This is a genomic window from Brasilonema sennae CENA114, assembly GCF_006968745.1.
GTDB classification, from domain to species: Bacteria; Cyanobacteriota; Cyanobacteriia; order Cyanobacteriales; family Nostocaceae; genus Brasilonema; species Brasilonema sennae.
In genome coordinates this window covers 5,468,463-5,485,821 of sequence record NZ_CP030118.1, presented here as the reverse complement: position 1 = coordinate 5,485,821, position 17,359 = coordinate 5,468,463, and the positions used below count along the sequence as shown (strand labels likewise).

Below are 17,359 nucleotides of genomic sequence, written 5' to 3'. Positions count from 1 at the left end.
CTCTAAAATTAGAAGTATTTCGAGATAAAGCTGTTCAATATTTGAGAAACAGTCAAGAGAGTAAAAGTTAGTAATCCAGCAAGAATGGCTAGCAAGATTAAAACCAAGAATCCATCTATGCCTGCTTTAAGAAGATTAACAATGTAAAAATTCTTGTAGATAAATACAATAAATAATGTTGTGATTCCGGTAACGATAAATAAATAAGTTTTTTCAAAAACTGAATAAGACTGGACAAAGATGAATCCTAGGAAAATGAACAGCCATAAACTAGAGCTGATCCAAATAGTTCCGACAGAACTCAAAAGGGCGATCAAAAGAAACGAACTCCCTGAACCAGTCATAATTGCCCAAGGCAATAATTTCTCTATGGAGAACTGCCCTTGATATTTTGGTGGTTGCTGTTGAATTTGTTGCGTCAGTGTTTCTGGTTGAACAGGCGAGAGTATTGTATGCTGTAGGCTAGGCTGTGGAGACAACACAAAAAACGAATCTTGTAAAACAGCTTCTGCTGTCTGATAACGTTGTTTATAATCCTCTTGCAATAATTTATCAATAATTAACCCTAACTCCTCAGTGATTGGGTGTTTTAAATACTGCCGCCAGGTAGTAGTCCAGCTATAGCCCTGTTTCATCCATATCTCCCACGGTGAAACACCAGTCAATAAATGAAAAGTCGTTGCTCCCAAGCTATAGAGGTCACTCGCAGGATAAGCTTCACCCGAGTACATTTGCTCATAAGGTGCATAACCAAATGAACCAATACTCGTTCCTGGTTTCGCATGGACTGTTCCAGTCTTTCGTTTCGATACCCCAAAATCAAGCAGCACCAACTTACCATCACTTTCACGGCGAAGGATGTTTTCTGGCTTAATATCTCGGTGAATCACCTGCTGCTCATGTACTGCTACCACAACAGGTAATAAATCTTGCAAGAATTCTTGAATCTTTGCTTCATCAAACACACCCTTGTGTTTTAACTCCTGCAACAGATCGTCCCCTTCGATAAACTGCTGCACCAGATAAAGGTAGTTACGTTCCTTAAAATAGGCATAGAGGGTAGGAATTTGGCGATGTTCCCCCAAATGTTGTAAACGTTTTGCTTCTTGCTGAAACAACTCCATCGCCTTTTGGCGTGACCAGCTTCCTTGAACTTGTGGTGCCAGTTGCTTGACAACACATTGCTCATCAAGCTTATCTGCATCCTCAGCAAGGTAGGTGCGAGCAAATCCGCCGCCTCCTAATGGTTTGATAATGCGGTAACGACCCCTGAGTAACTCAATCAACTCTGCCCCGCAATTTTCACAGAAATTTCTTCCTTGTGAATTTAGGGGATAAGAGCATTCGGGATTTAGGCAGCAAATCATAATATTGTTGCTGTCTTAGTTCGTGTTTTTACTGTCTTTTATTAATCGTAATCAATATACATCAAGTTTTCTGAACTTTCCGGATTTGTGATCCGCGAATGTAATAAATCTCAAATCTTGCACCTCATGACTCTTATAATCTAAGAGTCTGATTTCAGACAATCTAGGTTCCCTTACCGAAAAAGGGAACTCTTAACGCTTAATATAAACTCGATAGGAATCTTAATGTTGTAGTAGTTCTTATTTTAATCACATAGTAGAGACTGTACTGTACAGTCTCTACAGTATTGTTCACTCATCACTCATGACTCTTAAAGAGCTTCGGGTGGGGCAATATCAAGTCCAACGGTGACACTAACACGATTAGACAGCCCTGGCTTAGAAATTGGTTTTGTTTGCTGGGATGACTTAGTGAATGATGAAGAAGGTGAAGTTGCTGCATCTTTATCGATCGTTTTGTCTGCACTTGCTTGTTGGGACGCCATGATTGATAATCCTCCGACTGAGCCAGCCACAAGAGCTGCATAGCCTAGGTAAAAATGTACTGGATGCAGTGCTATTCCTAATCCAGGATTACTTTTATGCTCATACTTCGCAGGTAAAATTGCTTTTACTGGCTCTGGTGCAGGCAAGGAAGCAGCTAAATCTGTGCCATTCAATCCAAGAGCATTAGCCATAACCCGGATAAAACCACGAAGATACACATCCTCTGGTAACAACTCCAAATCACCCCTTTCCAGTGCCTCCATATGATGGAGGGGTACGTGAGTATAAACGTGAAGTTGGTTCAGAGAAAGACTTTGGGATTGGCGAGCTTGCCGTAGTTGTTGACCGATTTGACGCATAGTTTCCACTCGCTGATCAGCTGCCATTTGCTTGGCTAATTCAGCTTGTTTACGTTTTTTACCAGGAGTTTGCCAGCCAATTTTCGTTTTCGGGCGGTTTGGTTTGGCTTTTGCGGAATCATTTGCTTTGTGACTTTCTACCGGAGATTCTGATGGTAATTGAGCTTTGTCATCAGTTTTTATAATAGTTTTTTGCTCAACAACACTTGTTAAGGGTTGTGATGAATCATCTAATGATTCATTAGTAGAATTTGTCTTTTCTATAGTTGATATTTCACTCGTGCTGTCTGAGTGCGGGTTCTCTTGAACTTTCTGGTATTGCTGTACAAATTGCCGAAATGCTAAACCAATCGCTTCTCTGCCTACTGCTTTAAACAAAACATTGGCTTGCTCAGTTGAAGAACCTAGCAACTTTTGCAAGATGACTACAGCACGGCGATAGACTTTGCTCTGATGCAGTTCAGCTTCTATTTCACCTAAAAGCGTCCGCAATTCATCTTGAGATATTTCAATAGTTGGATTGTCAAGAATTTTTAACAAATATGATGTAGTAGCCATTGTAGGGGGCCTCTTGCGGCAATTAAACAAAGGGAAGTTCTATCTGTATAATCTCTTCTACTGTGTCCTGATGTTTCCGGATTGTTACTGAGTTATTTTTTCTGAATATAAGAAAAATCAAAAAATTCTGCTAACTCAATAATGTCGTGTTCATCTATAAGAGTTTCATACTAAGAATTCAATAAATTTTGACAGTTGAATTTTGGCATGAAACAAATGCCTCTTGGATGAAAATTGTAGAGGTCATGCTAAAAATTATACGAATTATATTTTAACAAAAAATAACGTAGAACGTAGAATGAGTCAACTTAAGAATAGCAAAATTGAAAATGGGTATAGTCTTCTATTAGTATGAATCTTTATCTCCTACTAACAAATTCTGAGTAGGTGAGTTCTTCTTCTTTTTGGTAAAGTTTGTACTCAAGAGCTAAAAATTCAGGACTCAACGAGAATAACAAAAGACCGAATAGCTTCTAAATATACAGAAGGAGCGACTTGTGCCACGTTATTATGTGCTGCACCAGGAACGAGAATCAATTTTTTTGGTTCAGGAGCAGCAGCATATAAGTCTTGGCTCATGAAAGCAGGTACAATGACATCATCAGTACCATGAATAAACAAAACTGGCATTTTTAAATTTGGCACCTTCGTGATCGAATCAAAATGCTGTCTCAGGATAAGATCGACTGGAAACATCCAAAAATTGTTCCTGTAAGCGAGAACTTTGCGGATCGAGGTAAAAGAGCTTTCTACAACCAAGCCAGCAGCGTTTGGAGATTTAACAGCCAAATCAATAGCGATCGCACCTCCCAGCGAATGTCCGTAAATCAAAATGTTGCTGGGTGGAATCTTTTGTTGGTACACTAGGTAATTCCAAGCTGTTGCTGCATCTTGATAAACCCGCGATTCATTGGGAAAGCGACCCTCACTACGACCAAAACCACGGTAATCAATCAATAATACTGAAAACCCTAGTTGATGAAACCAATGGGCACGAGTAACATTTGCACCAATGTTAACACTATTACCGTGCAAGTAGAGCAAAACTTTGGCATTTGGTTGGTCTGCTCCTATCCACCAACCATGAATCTGTTCTACCTTACCTGATTTAGCTGACACAGGCAACCAAACTTCTTCAGAACGTAAATTATAAAACTCTGGTGTTGTCTCAATAAGACCAGAGGGAAAAAAAAGAAATCGCGTTTGTCTGAGAAAAAGAAATATACATACAGCCAAATAGATAATTACTACAACGACTGCTACATAAAATAAGAATGAAAATATGAGTTGCACTGAATATTGCAGCTTTTTTGCTATCATGTCAGTATTTATAAATACAATATTTTTAGCCTAACAAAAGAACTCTATCAAAAGAGAGTGAGGAATCTGTTATCAAAAATGATTTAAAATAAGATGAGTTAAAAAGTGTACATAAAATTAAGTATCTTGTGATTGAATGAAAATTAAAACATAAAGGAGAAGAAAGTGAAGCTCTTAAATAAAGATCAAAAGGAGCAACTAGCGGAAATAGTTGGACATCTACGGCAAGCACGAGAGGAAAGATCAGTACGTCTAGAAGAACTCGCAGCTTACACACGTATTCGACCCGCCATCTTACAAGCCATGGAAGAAGGGCGATTTGAAGAATTGCCCGAGCCAATTTATGTCCAAGGGTTTATCCGTCACTATGGAGATGCTATCGGACTTGACGGTGCTGCTTTAGCAAAAAGTGTTGCAAATATTTGTTTGACTCCTGAGGAATCAAATAATGATAATCAAGTGGTAGATGAGAAACCAACCATATATATACCTCTTTTTGTACCCTACGTCCTGTTATTAGGTGTCGCTTCCTTGGGACTGTTTTTTCTTCTCAATCCACAACGCTCAGTTCAATCTTCTAGTCAAAAAAACTTGTCGCCGCTTGCTGCTGAACAAAAAGCGAAATCTGCAACTGTGACTTCATCATTAACATCCTCCAAACCAGCTAGTCCACGTGTCACTTCATCAAAAACCAAGCCTTTATCACCTGCACTAACTAATATAACCCCAACTCCATCATCTGCACTAACTACTATAACTCCAACTCCATCACCCCAAGAGGCGACAACAACTCCAGTGGAAGTGACTCTTGAGCTTCAGGACAAATCATGGCTACGAGTTAAAGTAGATGGCAAAACTGAGTTTGAAGGTGAATTAAAGAAGGGAGATAAGAAAACCTGGACGGCAAAAAAAGAGGTGATGGTTCGTTCTGGTAATGCTGGTGCGGTATTGATTTCTACGAATAAGAAGCAACCAGCACCATTAGGAAGTATGGGTAGTATCAAGCAAGTGACATTCACCCCAGAAACAGTGAATAGTCAATAGTAATGAGTCACTAGTGATTACTACTAATATATAGAGGACTATAGTTGTGGCGATCGCTCTTTCCAACTCGTTGCTTGCTCATAAGCATAAGCGACTTGAAACAGTTGGTCTTCTCGTAGTACATTACTGATAAGCTGTAAACCAATTGGTAACCCATTGTTATCAAAACCGCATGGGATGCTTATACCCGGTAAACCAGCAAGATTAGCGGGAATAGTCATCAAGTCAATTAAGTACATACTTAATGGATCTGAAGTTTTTTCCCCTGCTTTAAATGCAGTGGTGGGAGCTGTCGGACAAACTAAAACATCAACTTTCTCAAAAGCTTTTTCAAAGTCTTCCTTAATCAGGGTGCGAATTTTTTGAGCTTTGAGATAATAAGCATCGTAATAACCAGCCGAAAGGGTGTAAGTTCCAATCATAATCCGGCGTTTGACTTCTGTACCAAAACCAGTGGCGCGGGTGCGAGCATACATTGATATCAAGTTATCTGCATCAGGAGCGCGGTAGCCATACTTGACGCCATCGTAGCGAGCTAGGTTTGCCGATGCTTCAGATGGAGCAATAATGTAATAGCTGGGTAAGCCATACCTAAACCGAGGACAAGAAATTTCTTGAATTTCTGCTCCCAACTCTTTTAATTGTTTAATCGCCTTGTTGACAGCTTCTTCGACTTGTGAGTCCAAACCTTCACCAAAAGTTTCTTTGATCACACCAATTCTGAGCTTTCCTTTAGGAAGTTCTGGTTTTAAGTTGGCGGTGTAATCAGGTATTTCGACTTTCAGACTAGTGGAGTCTTTGGAATCGTAACCGGCGATCGCCTTCAATAATATCGCTGCATCTTCTACTGTGCGTGCAAATGGTCCAATTTGATCCAAAGAGGAAGCAAAAGCCACCAAGCCATAGCGAGAAACGAGTCCATAAGTTGGCTTCATTCCCACAACACCACAGAAAGAGGCTGGTTGTCTAATCGAACCACCAGTATCAGAACCCAGAGAAACAACACATTCTCCTGCTGCGACTGCTGCTGCTGAACCACCAGAAGAACCACCTGGAACCCGCGACAAATCCCAAGGATTAGCCGTGAGTTTAAAGGCAGAGTTTTCTGTGGAACCTCCCATCGCAAACTCATCCAAATTTGTTTTACCTACCATCACCGCACCAGCATCTGCCAGTTTTTGGGTGACAGTTGATTCATAAGGTGGTACAAAATTTTCTAGAATTCGAGAGGCGCAGGTGGTGGGAATTCCTTTGGTACACAGATTATCTTTGATTCCAATCGGTATCCCTGTGAGTATGCTGATTTCTTCCCCAGCGGCAATTTTAGCATCCACTTGCTGCGCTTGCTCTAGTGCCCTCTCGGCAGTCACGCATAAAAAACTGTGCAATTTTGGCTCTAATGCTTGAATGCGCTCTAATGCAACTCGCGTAATTTCAACTGCAGAGCGTTCTTTATTAATTAGCTGTGTGTGCAACTCGCGGATGGACGCCATGATTACTTTATATTACGACTCAAGTCCTTGATTTTAGTACACTTTGACGACTTCTGCCCACTAGATTGGGCTGTGCAGATATTCTACTTAAATGTTGAAGCGCTAGCGTTGTCGAAGCTTTAATTGGACTAAATTAATATTTATTGCTGTCAAAATGAGCGTTACACGCTTTTGACAATTTTAGAAATTAATTGATTTTATCGCTTTTAGGGGCTAAGAAAATGGTTAAAATTGTCACTCGAAAAAGTTTAGGGACGCAAAATGTCTATGACATTGGGGTAGAGCGCGACCATAATTTTGTTATTAAAGATGGCTTAGTTGCTTCTAATTGTTTTAATAAATCCCATTCAACGGCATATGCTTATGTTACATATCAAACTGCGTATTTAAAAGCGAACTATCGGTTGGAATACATGGCGGCGCTGTTGACGGCTAACAGCGATGACACAGACAAGGTGCAGAAATATATTTCCAGCTGCGCAAATATGAAAATTCATATAGAGCCGCCAGATATCAATCGCTCTGGTGTAGATTTTACACCGTCAGGTAACAACATTTTGTTTGGATTATCTGCTGTTCGTAACGTGGGACAGAACGCAATAGCCTGTATTTTGGAAGCGAGAAAGGAAGGAGGCGAGTTTAAGTCTCTAGCTGATTTTTGCGATCGCATGGATTTGCGTGCTGTCAACCGCCGTAGTTTAGAAGCGCTGATTTCTTGTGGAGCGTTTGACACAATTGACTCCAATCGCTACCAGTTACTTCGCGACTTAGAACTAGTATACGACTGGGCACAATCTCGTGCCAGAGACAGAGCGAGCGGACAGGGAAATCTCTTTGATTTGTTCGGCGGCGCATTTTCTACTGCCGCTACCACTAATAAAAACCAAAATAACTTTGATACAGCTCCCAAAGCTCAAAAAGTTCCTGATTTTCCCCCACAGAAAAAGTTGCAAATGGAAAAGGAGCTTTTAGGATTTTATGTATCAGATCATCCACTCAAAGCTATTAGTAATTCAGCACGTGTTCTAGCTCCGATAAACCTTTCGCAGCTTGGCGCACAGAAAGAAGAAAGTACGATTTGTGCGGTTGTCATGCTCAATGGCGTTAAAAAAGTCATGACAAAAAAAGGCGAGCCAATGGCTATTTTACAAATCGAAGATTTAACCACACAATTAGAAGCCATCGTCTTTCCTAAAATTTATGAGCGGATTCACTCTTTGCTCCAAATTGACTCTCGGTTAATAATTTGGGGAAAAGTAGACCGACGCGACGACCAAAATCAATTGATTGTTGAAGATGTAGAGCTAGTAGAAACAGTACAGTTGGTTATGGTGCAATTGAATCCTCAACAAGCAGCCACAATTGAAGAACAACATCGCCTCAGAACAATTTTGCAAGAATACTCAGGAGACAAAGAAAAAGCAAAAGTTCCAGTTATAGGAATTGTACAAGCCGGAACTTCCCGTCAACTTGTCCGTTTTGGACGACAATTTTGGGTGCAAGATTCTAGAACAACTGTTCAGGCTCTTCTAAATGCTAGATTCTCTGCTTATCCACAATCGCTTGCTGATGTTTAATCAAAGACCGATTGTGGTTCATGTCATTAATTGCCAGAGGTTGCAAGATTCCCGACTTGTTGCATAAGTCGGGAATCTGATTATCTGTAATATCAAGTCCCGTTAATGAGTGATGACTCCTGCATACGTGTAAAAATATTACAGCATTTTTCATCTATTTGAATTACAAGCTTCCATAAGGTTTTGCGCAAAATCAAGCATGGATACTAAGGCTGTTGCGCCCTTACAATGTGGTCTATTTAGCTGAAAATTGCTGTAAATTCTACTAGAGAGTGGGGGGGAAATAATTGGAGAAAAATCATTTGTATCAAGCCTTTGGTGAAATGGCATTACTACCAGAGGGTCAGGATGTCACCTAAATACAGTATTATTACGTATACAAATGCTTGAATAAATACAATTATTCTCTCAATAATTTACCGTAAGTAAATGAAAATAGGCTCGTTTTTTCATTACTTATGCGGATGTTTTGTTTTTTCAATACAGTGTATATTTTGATGCATGGTGAATGTGTGTTAATAAGGAGGAGGAAACGAAAACTGCATGATCGCAGATGAGGTAAAGAATTTTGTTGTACATTGTAAAAGAATTCAACCCCAATCTCAGGAAGAGATTAAAAGATTTTTTGAGGGTGTTGTGAGTTTTCCTTACGATAACGAACTCCTATTGCAGGCTTATTTGTTCTTGAATATTGAACGGATATTTCCTTTCTGCTGTGAATTACTGTTATTTGAAAAGTCGCCAATCGCTGACTATACAGATTTGGGTAAGTGTGATTTCGTTTATCTAAGTTCCTTAGGTAATATCTTCTTAATAGAAACAAAATTTATTGATACAGAAGCAACAGGAGCAACAGAAAGGAAAAGAAGAAATAAGCATAGAAATAAAGTTTTTGAGCAAGTCATAACTTTGAAAAGCAGATTTAGTGAGTATTGGAATATTAAGCTAGAACAATTAGAATGTGCTGTTTTTACAACAGATTCAGAAGTTGCTTGGCGAGGAACTGGAGTGAATGTTGTCACTAAGTCAATTTCTATGGACAAACTTAAATATTGGAGAAGAAACTATAGAACAGAACTCACAAGTGAGCCAGCGCGGTCTTGGGGAGCCACTGCGTTGGGCGGCTCTACCGACTTGTAGCGTGTGGCGTGGTTTCCCCCATGAGCGACTGCGTTCGTCGTTCGCCCAAGCCGCGTGCGCTCTGCGCTCAGACGTGCCGTATCTCCTATGTCCTGAGCCCTGAGTCCCAAAGGGACACGCTGCGCGTTCGCCCTCTGGGCGTGCGCTTTGCGCATACGGGCACGGCCCCGTGCCGAACGGACACGCTAGCCCCGAAGGGGCAAAGCTCGCCGGGGGGATACTCCCCCCGGCAGACTTTGGCGCTACGCAAACGCGAACGGAGACGCTGCGCGTTCGCCGTAAGGCGTGCGCTTTGCGCATACGGCGATAGCCGTAAGGCGTGGCGGAGGGCCATAGGGCGAACCCCCAACGCGAGTGCGTGCCCTCTGGGCATAGAGGTCACAAGTCAGAATTTAGAATGAATTAGGTCGGGTAAAACAGCCCAACAGAACACAACGCGAGAACCCTTTCGATCTCTGCTGCACAAGACGTTGCGCTTACGGACTTTCTTGTAAGGGTGTAAGGGTGTCAAAAACTAGGGGTGTAAGGGGGTAAGGGTGTAAGGGTGTAGGGGATACAATCAGTGGGAGCTTGTACCCACCACTGATTGGAGACCACCAAATCTATGATTTGGTGGGGGCTTGTACCCTTTTGATTCCGGGGCAGGGGTGTACCACAAGGAAAATCCTCTCTTCCCCCCTACACCCTTACACCCCTACTCTTTTATAATGAGGGTATTTTGACAAAAGTATTCCTAAAGATAAAAGCTTTTATGACTATGGGAACTAGAAATACTCATTGTTTTAGTAACCACAGTCCGGATACATCCGGAAAATCCTCAACTTGTGCGAAAAATAAAACGTTCCCCTTGAAGCTTTATTAGTAGAACTATATATCTTTGGAGGTATTAATGCCACATTACTCTACTACTCAGCCAACTGAAGCCTTAAACACTCACTCTCAGGGTACTGCTGATGCCCATACTAATAATCTTATAGGCTTGTCTATCATTTCTTTTCCTTTATTTCTTTTGATGAGTATAATTACTTATAAAAAATATCGTACTACTGTTTACCGTAGAAGAATTGCCATTCTAGAAAAAATTTGGTTGATGGATGTTAAAAACAATACTTATAGACAAGATTAAATACAAAAATAATAAAGTAAAGAAATTTTTGTGCCTCACAGACAGCACTTGCACATTTTGCGCAGGGTGTCTGTTAGGTACATTTTGAATTTCTGCCATGTGGGCGCAAGGCCGCAGCGCCTGTGCGCCCCTATACTCATTTCAAACTGCTACAATTGCCTGACAACAGGCTGACCATCTTTGACTTCGCCTATTAACACCACATCAGCACAGTTAACGAAGATACCGTTTTCCAACACGCCAGGAATATTATTCAGTATTTTTTCTAGTTCCTCTGGATTGTCAATAGTGTCAAATTTGACATCTAGAACCATGTTGCCTTGGTCGGTAATCACTGGGCCAGCTTTTTTCACACCCATACGCAGTTCTGGTTTGCCACCAAGTTTTTCAAGTGCCAGGGTGACGGGGCCAACTGCCATTGGTATTACTTCTACAGGAACTGGAAAAACAGAACCTAGTCGCTCAACTAATTTAGCACCATCGACAACGACAATAAATCGGCTGGCGAAATAATCTACTACCTTTTCGCGGGTATGTGCAGCACCGCCACCTTTAATCAAATTTTTTTGTGGATCAACTTCATCTGCACCATCAATTGCAATATCAATGTGGTCAATAGCGTCTAGGGTGGTGAGTGGAATACCATACTGCTTCGCCAGCACTTCTGCTTGAAACGAAGTGGGGACACCAACAATATCTTTGAGTTCGCCGGATTTGAGGCGATTGCCTATAAACTCAATTGCATATGCTGTCGTTGATCCCGTACCCAACCCAACAATAGAACCTGATTCTACCAAAGCGGCAGCGGCTTTGCCAACTTCCTGCTTGCTCAACTTTACGGGGTCTGTTGCTGCTGTCATTCCCAATGCTCCTCAAAAACTTGCTATAGAACATAGTAGAGGGCAACGCTGTCGTCGTAGAATCCGTTGCCACATTGTCAAAAAAGGTACTGCTAAATGGACGAAACAACTTATATTTCAAGATGTTAACCGTGAGGCGATGCTCACTCGGGGGAGCCGCGCAAGGCGCGATCGCCCAAATTTGCTTCCTTTGGTTTACTTTCGACTATCCCGCGCTGCTTCTCTAAAAGTCGCGTTAAGAGTTTCCTAGTTCTTTCTTATTCAAAGGAACTCGAATCAGTTGATAAGCCCCGCTTGTACCCAACTTTTCGTAATCAGTTGGCTTTAAGTTCATTTCAGGAAACTTTTTGAACTGAGCAAGAACCAACACTGAGGGGGGCTGTGTTTTCTTGGCAGCTTTGTCTTGAATATATTGTGCAGCTTTTGTAGATATTTTGACGTAATTTACTTGTTTTTGAGTATAGAAAACTACGCTTGGTTTTTTGAAACCCACCATCATAAGTTCTTCATTGGGTTGTTGTGTTTGGACTGCGATCGCAGACAATTCCCGCAAAGGTAGCTGACGTTCCTGATCTATCAAAAACAAACAAGGCGTGAGAACAAAAACTAAAAACGCCGCAAACGCCAATACATTCACCATTAACACTGGTTGATAATAACGACGCACCAGTAAAGCCGCCACTATAAGAGCACAAACTAGCCAAATGACACCTCCTAGAACTGATAAGCCTGATTGTTGAAATGACTCAGAGAACTTGGGTGCAGCGGGATCCTTTATTAACTGAGGAACGTAAAACATTGCGACTGCTAGCACTGCTAAAAATACGACATTCACCCAACCTGTCCAGAAGAGGGGACGATTAAGAGAATCAGGAGAATATTGCTGCGTGATCTTCTCATCCTTCAGCAGGTCACTCCACAATAAAGCTACCAGAATAGCTGCTGCTGGCATTAAAGGCAATACGTAGCTGGGGAGTTTGGTGACAGCAGTAGTGAAGAAGCCAAAAACACCAATAAACCAGACAAAAGCAAATAAACCAAGTTGACTAGAGCGTTTTTGAGAACGCCAGTACTTTGGTTGCCAAAATTTCAGCCTTGCCATAGCCAAAGGCAAGTAGACTGAGTATGGTGCAAAACCTACCAATACAACGAAAAAGTAAAAATACCAAGGGGCTGAGTGGCGGTTGACCACACTTGTAAAACGTTCAAGATTGTGGTAACCAAAAAATGAATTAATATAATTTTCACCATTACGCCAAATAACTAGCAGATACCAGGGTACTGATAAACATAGAATAATGAGTAAACCTGTAAGGGGACGCATTTCCCGTAAAATTGCTTTTGCATTTCCCAAATAAAGCACAAATATGCCGATAATCAGCACAGGTAAGACAATTCCTACTGGTCCTTTGGTTAAAATTGCACCCGCAGTGAGGACATAAAAAGCCAAATACCACCGTGCTTTCATTTCTGATTGTGAAGGTTGGGCATAAGCGAGAAAAAAGCACAACAACGCCGAGTCCATGCAGCCAACCAGCAACATATCAGAAACACCCGTTCTGCCCCAGACAATCATTTGTGAACTCAATGCCATGACAGCAGCTCCCAAAGCAGCCGTTAACCAGCGTCGAGTTGGGCGAGTTGTTCGCTCAAGGTAGTCTTGTCTTGCTAAATGCCACTGTATAGTGTAAAATGCCAAACTAATTAGTCCTGTAGCAGCAAGCGCTGAAGGCAAACGGACTGCCCATTCATTGACTCCAAAAATCCAGTAGGTGATCGCCTGACACCAATAAATTAAAGCTGGTTTATCAAAACGAGTTTCACCATTGAAAAATGGAGTAATCCAATCACCTGTAACAAACATCTGGCGGGAGGCTTCAGCAAACAGTGGCTCTGTCTCATCAATCAAGCCAATACTGCCCAAATGCCAAAAGAATGCCACCCCAGCAATTAAAACTAACCATAAAATCGACAGAGTCACAGCGAAGACTCGACGTTTGCCCATATAGTCATTAATCATTAGTTATAAGTAACCAGTCAACAGTCTAAATGCTAAATTAATCAACATGACTTTGGCTTAGCTTTTCGGTTCCAAGTGTTCAAGCTTAACGACTAATGATTAATGACTCAGGACTAAGGACTAAGGACTAAGAATAAGTTGCCATTCTTTGTTTTGAGAATTCCAACTTGGTAAGAAAGTTTCTCCAACAACATATGGACCCCAGTAGCGACGGGAACCATCTTGTGCAAAGGCAACTAAAATATCTCCCGTCTCCAGTTCTAACTTACCGTTTGGCAAAGCTAGAATCATCCCCTTCTCACTACCTTCTTGTGGAGCAAAATCCCAGTGTGCAGGAACAGCATCTTTAATCTGTCCAGAGGAAGAGCCTTTCTTTAGAGAACGTCGTGACAGTAGAGCAAGACGCACAGGTTGGTTGGTTTGGTTGCTCATTCGTAAAGTTCCTTGATTCGCTGCTTGCCCACTTGATCCCTGTTGATATGTCATAACGGTATGCTTGATCCCACCACTGCTACTTTCGACTTGATAACTTTTTGTAGATACTGAGGAACCAGATGATGATGCTGCGCTCTGTTCCTGATGTGTTTGAGCAGACGGTAGAGAAGAAGCTTCTAATTTTGTGGACTCGAAGGATACACTCTTCTGACGGCATCCCATTGGTAGAAACAGCACTCCCAACGAAAAACCTACCAGAATAGCGTGACAACACACTGGCGGGTTCATGGTAATATATTTTACTGGTAAGTATTTATAGTGTCGGCTTGAGCAAGTAACAGCCCAATAGCGGTAAAAGCAATCTAAAAAAAATTGCCCACCCAAGGCTGTCTGGTAACTAGTGCGTGAAATATATCATGTATGCTTCTTAAAGCAAAACAACAAGGTTATTGCTCACAATGAAGAAAAGTATATATTTTGTATGATTATTCAAAACCTAACAAATAGCCACAATACTATTTAAGCAAGCATATGCACTTGCCAGAGATCCTCCATACGGCATTTGCCAGCAAGAAATCCACAATCAATTACCCAGCCTCTGGGCTAGGCATCAACACTAATAACCGTTTTCTACACATTAACCAATAACTTTAGGACATTTTATTTTTTGAATCCCCCTATATAAATATGTCATGATTTCTTGACTTTACCTTAAAACTAGCCCTCATAAAGTGCTTACAGCAGAACAGATGAAAATATTTCTCCCGCCTCCCTAACTCCTTGCTGCTTGTGCTCGGGTGCTCGGGTGCCCCCTACTCTCCTACACTCTTAGTCATTGCGGAAGTCCCATTCATGCAAAACACACGCTTAAACAACCTATTTAATGCCATTGCATTACGCTTGCGGCTATGGTTTTTCAATCCTTGGCGACGGTTTTCGGTTTTGATAATTAGTTGTTTATTCGGTTTTTTTTTGGGAAGCGCAGTTGCCACCACATCTGGACAAACTGCTGAATGGGACATTGTTGTTGCTGGAGTGTTATTGACATTAACAGAAGTCGGCAGCCGGATATACTACGGTCGTAGCATACGAGAGCGACAGGCGCTTTGGGTAGAATCTCTCAATATCCTTAAAATCGGTTTTATGTACAGCTTGTTTCTGGAAGCTTTCAAGCTTGGTTCGTGAACGGAAAAGGGAGAAGGGAGCAGAAAGAAGGGAGAAGGGAGCAGAGAAAAATTATTTTTGACTATGACTAACAACTAATGACTAATGAAAATAATCTTTGGCTATCTTTAGCAAAACAACTAGTATCTAATCACCAACAATTGGGGCGTCCGTTCATACAAGGTATTTTAGGAGGACAGGGAACAGGCAAAACGACGATGTGTAATACTCTGTGCGCGATTCTCAAACAGTTGGGATACCGTACGCTGAGTTTATCTTTAGATGACTTGTACAAAACACATGACGAGCGCTTGGCATTAAAACAGAAACAGCCGCGCTTAGTTTGGCGTGGTCCTCCAGGAACACACGATGTAGAATTGGGTTTAACAATACTGCAGCAAGTCCGCCAGCGCAAAAGTCCTGTTGCAGTTCCCCGTTTCGACAAATCTCTTCATGCAGGTGCTGGCGATAGAACGACTCCAGAAATTGTAGAGAATGTAGATATTGTCTTGTTTGAAGGTTGGTTTGTGGGTGTACGACCAATTGAGCCTACTGCGTTTGACAGCGCACCGCCCCCTATCATAACAGATGAGGATAAAGCGTTTGCCCGTCAGATGAACAGCAAACTCAGCGATTACCTACCACTGTGGCAGCAGTTAGATAACCTAATTTTGCTGTATCCCAAAGATTATCGTCTTTCCTTAGAGTGGCGCAAACAAGCGGAACGGCAAATGATCGCTGCTGGTAAGTCAGGAATGAGTGAAAAAGAAGTGGAGCAATTTGTGAATTACTTTTGGTGTTCTTTGCACCCAGAATTGTTCATCAATCCGTTAGTTAAATCTCCCACATTTGTTGATTTAGTTATTGAGGTTAATAGTGACCACTCATTTGGTGCAGTCTATCAACCAAATTATGTTTAGATTCGATGGCAAAATCCTCACAAATTAATTCTAAATTGCATCTCCTGGTGTACGCTTTCCAGCTCCTTTTGAGTACTATCGAATTGTTGTGTTGTAGTATGTAATACTTCTTTTGTCTCCTTTAGTTCCTGAGTCACCTTTACCAGGGCTGAGTTTAAGCGTTCAATTTCATCCTCTAACAATATATTGCGGGTGACATCAATAAAAGTCAGGTTTGTGCCTAGGACCTTACCACTCTCATCTGATATTAGTGTGGTGTAGATGTCTAGATAAGTTGTGTGATTATCAGTAACCCACTCTATATGTTTGGGGTCCAGCGACGAGTGGCTATTGTCTGAATCTGCGGTACGGCTGCGCCGAACGGCACTGGGCTTCGCCCAATCGCGATCAACCAGATTGATAGAAGTGGATGGATTGATAAGTCGCGCTATCTCTAGATCTTCCACTTGCGCACCAATATGACTGATGTTCAAATTAAACAAGGTGTTAGCCTGTTCATTAGCCAGAAGCAGGCGACCACTGCGATCCAGTGCTAGCTGGGCTAATGGACTAGCAAGGAAGGCTGCTTTCCACATCTGGATTTGGGTAGTTAGAGGGTTAACTGCTTTTTTGGTGTCAGTCCGGGGTCGCAGCAGCAGGTGATCCTGTAAAGTGAGATTTTGTCCTTTCGCAAAAATACGATGCTTCAAACTGACAGGTGTGAAGATATATTTGTTGTTGGTCAAGCCTTCTGAGTTACCTAGGAAAAGAAAGCCATTATCACACAAGCCAAAATGAAAGCGAACCAGAGTTTTTTCCTGGGTTTGGGGTTTAAAGTATATTAGCACGTTGCGGCACACAACTAGGTCAATTTTGGACATGGGCGCATTCTTCGCCAAGTCATGGACACCAAAAATGATTGTGCGACGCAGTTTGGAGTGAAAAACGTAGCGTTGCTGGGTTTGCTCAAAGTATTTGGACAGTAGGTCACTCGGAATGTTTGCTACCTCTTTGTCGCTATAACTTGCTTGCCGCGCCTCAGCAAGTGCATCTTCATCTATATCTGTGGCAAAAACTTGCACTCGCTGCAAACATTGCTCGATACCAACAGCCTCAGCTAGCAACATAAGCAGTGTATAAACTTCCTGTCCAGAAGCACAGCCAGCACTCCAAACTCGGATTCTTTCATGCGGCTGCTTGCGTGTGATAATTTGGGGAATGATGTTGTTCGCTAAATAATCCCAGGAATCGCGATCGCGAAAAAAGCCAGAGTAATTAATTAAGATCGTGTTAAACAGAGAAACACATTCGTCTGAATTATTTTGTAGATATTGCAAGTACTTCCGGTAGTTCTCGATTTCTAACTGCTGCATACGGTATTGCACCCGACGCATCAAAGTTCCTTCCTTATAACCACTCAGATCGTAACTACAGTTTTGCTTGAGGTAGTCCAGCAAAGTTTCAAACTCTAGTTCGCTGTCTGATTTACTCATCTAAATATTTAGTCCTAG

At 41.7% G+C, this 17,359-nt stretch carries 14 protein-coding genes; 6 read left to right on the top strand and 8 right to left on the bottom strand.

What is annotated here, in order from left to right; genetic code table 11:
* Positions 1 to 8 precede the first annotated feature (8 nt).
* The 3 genes from DP114_RS36110 to DP114_RS22990 all read right to left on the bottom strand — a co-directional run bounded on the left by DP114_RS36110 (position 9) and on the right by DP114_RS22990 (position 4,090).
* A complete protein-coding gene (locus DP114_RS36110; protein ID WP_171977219.1) occupies positions 9 to 1,367 on the bottom strand; it encodes a serine/threonine-protein kinase in 1,359 nt (452 codons plus the stop codon).
* 311 nt (positions 1,368 to 1,678) lie between these two features.
* Positions 1,679 to 2,770: a helix-turn-helix domain-containing protein gene (locus DP114_RS22995; RefSeq protein ID WP_171977218.1), complete on the bottom strand. Its 1,092-nt coding sequence runs from the start codon at positions 2,768 to 2,770 to the stop codon at positions 1,679 to 1,681.
* A gap of 435 nt (positions 2,771 to 3,205) precedes the next feature.
* Positions 3,206 to 4,090 carry an alpha/beta hydrolase gene (locus DP114_RS22990; protein WP_171977217.1) on the bottom strand — a complete coding sequence of 295 codons (885 nt, stop codon included), beginning with the start codon at positions 4,088 to 4,090 and terminating at the stop codon, positions 3,206 to 3,208.
* Between the two features lie 165 nt (positions 4,091 to 4,255).
* Here DP114_RS22990 and DP114_RS22985 point away from each other — a divergent pair, with 165 nt between their 5' ends.
* Positions 4,256 to 5,134, top strand: a complete 879-nt coding sequence (locus tag DP114_RS22985) for a RodZ domain-containing protein (protein ID WP_169268138.1) — start codon at positions 4,256 to 4,258, stop codon at positions 5,132 to 5,134.
* Between the two features lie 38 nt (positions 5,135 to 5,172).
* Here the strand turns inward: DP114_RS22985 and gatA are convergent, their stop codons facing one another.
* Entirely contained in the window at positions 5,173 to 6,627 is a 1,455-nt protein-coding gene (gatA, locus tag DP114_RS22980) for an Asp-tRNA(Asn)/Glu-tRNA(Gln) amidotransferase subunit GatA (RefSeq protein WP_169268137.1), read from the bottom strand.
* A 221-nt stretch (positions 6,628 to 6,848) separates the two neighbouring features.
* On the opposite strand from gatA, the gene DP114_RS22975 reads away from it, so the two are divergent.
* From DP114_RS22975 to DP114_RS22965, 3 genes are all read left to right on the top strand, one after another.
* On the top strand, positions 6,849 to 8,204 hold the full coding sequence (locus DP114_RS22975; protein ID WP_169268136.1) for a helix-hairpin-helix domain-containing protein: 1,356 nt from the start codon (positions 6,849 to 6,851) through the stop codon (positions 8,202 to 8,204).
* A gap of 543 nt (positions 8,205 to 8,747) precedes the next feature.
* Positions 8,748 to 9,344 (top strand): hypothetical protein, encoded by a 597-nt coding sequence (locus DP114_RS22970; RefSeq protein ID WP_169268135.1) that lies wholly within the window; start codon positions 8,748 to 8,750, stop codon positions 9,342 to 9,344.
* A gap of 889 nt (positions 9,345 to 10,233) precedes the next feature.
* Entirely contained in the window at positions 10,234 to 10,470 is a 237-nt protein-coding gene (locus DP114_RS22965; protein WP_169266686.1) for a hypothetical protein, read from the top strand.
* Between the two features lie 149 nt (positions 10,471 to 10,619).
* Here DP114_RS22965 and rpiA read toward each other — a convergent pair whose 3' ends face one another.
* The 3 genes from rpiA to DP114_RS22950 all read right to left on the bottom strand — a co-directional run bounded on the left by rpiA (position 10,620) and on the right by DP114_RS22950 (position 14,073).
* Positions 10,620 to 11,330 (bottom strand): ribose-5-phosphate isomerase RpiA, encoded by a 711-nt coding sequence (rpiA, locus tag DP114_RS22960; protein ID WP_171977216.1) that lies wholly within the window; start codon positions 11,328 to 11,330, stop codon positions 10,620 to 10,622.
* A gap of 235 nt (positions 11,331 to 11,565) precedes the next feature.
* The gene (locus DP114_RS22955; protein ID WP_171977215.1) at positions 11,566 to 13,350 is read right to left on the bottom strand and encodes an ArnT family glycosyltransferase; all 1,785 of its coding nucleotides are present in this window, start codon (positions 13,348 to 13,350) and stop codon (positions 11,566 to 11,568) included.
* 120 nt (positions 13,351 to 13,470) lie between these two features.
* A complete protein-coding gene (locus DP114_RS22950; RefSeq protein WP_171977214.1) occupies positions 13,471 to 14,073 on the bottom strand; it encodes a hypothetical protein in 603 nt (200 codons plus the stop codon).
* A 564-nt stretch (positions 14,074 to 14,637) separates the two neighbouring features.
* Here DP114_RS22950 and DP114_RS22945 point away from each other — a divergent pair.
* Positions 14,638 to 14,970 (top strand): DUF565 domain-containing protein, encoded by a 333-nt coding sequence (locus tag DP114_RS22945; protein ID WP_169266682.1) that lies wholly within the window; start codon positions 14,638 to 14,640, stop codon positions 14,968 to 14,970.
* Between the two features lie 77 nt (positions 14,971 to 15,047).
* The gene (locus DP114_RS22940; protein WP_171977213.1) at positions 15,048 to 15,869 is read left to right on the top strand and encodes a glycerate kinase; all 822 of its coding nucleotides are present in this window, start codon (positions 15,048 to 15,050) and stop codon (positions 15,867 to 15,869) included.
* Between the two features lie 17 nt (positions 15,870 to 15,886).
* On the opposite strand, the gene DP114_RS22935 is transcribed toward DP114_RS22940, so the two are convergent.
* On the bottom strand, positions 15,887 to 17,341 hold the full coding sequence (locus DP114_RS22935; protein ID WP_171977212.1) for a CheR family methyltransferase: 1,455 nt from the start codon (positions 17,339 to 17,341) through the stop codon (positions 15,887 to 15,889).
* Positions 17,342 to 17,359 lie beyond the last annotated feature (18 nt).